The 1,995-nt window shown below is 65.5% G+C and carries 2 protein-coding genes and 1 pseudogene; all 3 read right to left on the bottom strand.

The features are described 5' to 3' along the window. Positions 1-425: pseudogene (locus AC3XYG_RS32280) on the bottom strand (protein GlxC); the annotation flags it as partial. Positions 426-479: 54 nt separating this feature from the next. Then, positions 480-1,376: a class II glutamine amidotransferase gene (locus AC3XYG_RS32275; RefSeq protein WP_489143987.1), complete on the bottom strand. Its 897-nt coding sequence runs from the start codon at positions 1,374-1,376 to the stop codon at positions 480-482. Positions 1,377-1,467: 91 nt separating this feature from the next. After that, positions 1,468-1,995 (bottom strand): helix-turn-helix domain-containing protein (locus tag AC3XYG_RS32270; protein ID WP_489143986.1); only part of this gene is annotated, 528 nt, incomplete at its 5' end.

Here is a 1,995-nt window from a genome sequence, read left to right as displayed (position 1 = left end):
TGTCCCATGAAGGCGGACATGTGGCCGATGCTGCCATGCACGACGATGTCGATGCCCTTCATCGATATGCCGCAGCGGGAGGAGGCGTTGCCTTCGATCACCAAGAGGCCGCCGCAGCCGGTTGCCCCGGCATATTGGCTGGCATCGCCTTTGACCACGACGGTGCCGGACATCATGTTCTCGGCGACGCCCGGCCCGGCCGAGCCGTGGATGGTGATCGTCGCCTCGTCGTTCATGCTGGCGCAGTAATAGCCGACGCTGCCTCTGACATCGATCGTCACCGGCGCGCTGACGCCGACGGCCACGGCATGATGGCCGCGCGGATTGACGACCTCGAACTGCCGGTCGTTGTCACCTGGGGCGATGTCGTGCAGCGCCTGGTTGAGATCGCGAAGGGAAGTCGCGGCAAGGTCGAATGTTGGCATCGTGTCGCCCTGAGATGAGATCATGCCGAGGGGAGGAAGCCACGCGAGGGGCGTTCAGCGTTCCCAGAAATAGACGGTCGCCGGCTCCGGCTCCCAGATCCGGGCGGTCTCGAGGCCGGGCAGGCTGACCAGCGCACGGTATTCCGACCCGAAGGCGACGTAGCGGTCGGTCTCGGCCAGGATCGCGGGCTTGCAGGCGATGGCGTCGCGCACGACGCCGAAACCGGATTTGGTGCCGACGACGAAGGTGAAGAACCCGTCGAGATCGTCGACAGCACCTTCCAGCGCCTGGCCGAGATTCTTGCCTTTGGCCATCTCCGCGGTCAGGTAGGCGGCGGCGACCTCGGTGTCGTTCTCGGTCTCGAACGACATGCCCTGGTGCCGCAGCTCGCGGCGCAGGTTGTTGTGGTTCGACAGCGAGCCGTTGTGCACCAGGCACTGGTCGGCCCCGGTCGAGAACGGATGGGCGCCCAGCGTGGTGACGGCGGATTCCGTGGCCATCCGGGTGTGGCCGATGCCGTGCGTGCCGGACATGCCGGCGACGGCGAAGCGGGACAGGACGTCCTTCGGCAGGCCGACCTCCTTGTAGATCTCGATCGAATCGCCGCTGCTCATCACCCGGACATCCGGCCGCAGCCGGGTGATGGCCGCCCGGCCTTCGTCCAGCTTGTCCTTCGGCAGCAGGATGACGGCGTGGGTGCTCTTCACGTCGATCGACACCGGGACGTCGAGCGCGCCCTGCAGCTCGCCCGCCAGGCCGGCAAAGTCGCGCTTCGGATCGGCGGACTGGATGGTCAGCTTGGCGTGGCGGTGGTCGGTGTCGCCATAGATCGCGATGCCGGCGCTGTCCGGCCCGCGATCCGTCATCGTCACCAGCATGGATGAGAGCAGGGTGCCGAGCTGCGGCTCGAGGCTCCTGTCCTTGAGGAAGAGACCCACTATCCCGCACATGACCGGAACCCTCCGCTTGCCTTCGGATGAGGAATAGCAGGCCGCTTCGCTTCCCTCAATTACGAAGAATAATTTTTTCCTTCAAGGCAAGTCAACCCTTGGCCGAGCGCTGGGGGTAACTGATGATCGACAGGTAGCGGCTGGGCAGCTTCACCAGCACCTCCGGCCCGTGCGGCGCATCGGCGTCGAAGAACAGGCTGTCGCCCGGCTGCATCGGAAACAGCTGGTCGCCGTGGCGGTACACCACCTCGCCTTCGAGCATGTAGAGGAACTCCATCCCCTCGTGCTGGAAGGTCGGAAACACGTCCGAATCCGCGGTCAGCGTGATCAGATAGGGTTCGACCACGACGCCTGTCGTGCCGCCGCCGATATAGCCGAGCAGGTTGTACTGGTGGCCGGCCCGCGTGCCGCGCCGTTCGAGTTCGACCCCCTGGCCGGATTTGACGAACACCGCATTGTGCGGCTCCTCATAACTGCGGAAGAACGCCGTCAGCGGCACGCCCAGCGCCCGGGACAACGACTGCAGCGTGGTCAGCGACGGCGAGATGTTGCCGTTCTCGATCTTCGACAGCATGCCGAGCGAGATGCCGGTGGCGGCGGCCAGGTCCGTCACCGTGAT

The sequence above is a fragment of the Inquilinus sp. genome (assembly GCF_057815775.1).
The sequence above is the reverse complement of the archived record's forward strand: the minus strand, read 5'-3'. Positions and strand labels throughout refer to the sequence as shown.

Excerpts from the sequence above, each read along its gene's own strand:
- AC3XYG_RS32275 (WP_489143987.1), bottom strand. The coding sequence starts at position 1,376 with ATGTGCGGGATAGTGGGTCTCTTCCTCAAGGACAGGAGCCTCGAGCCG.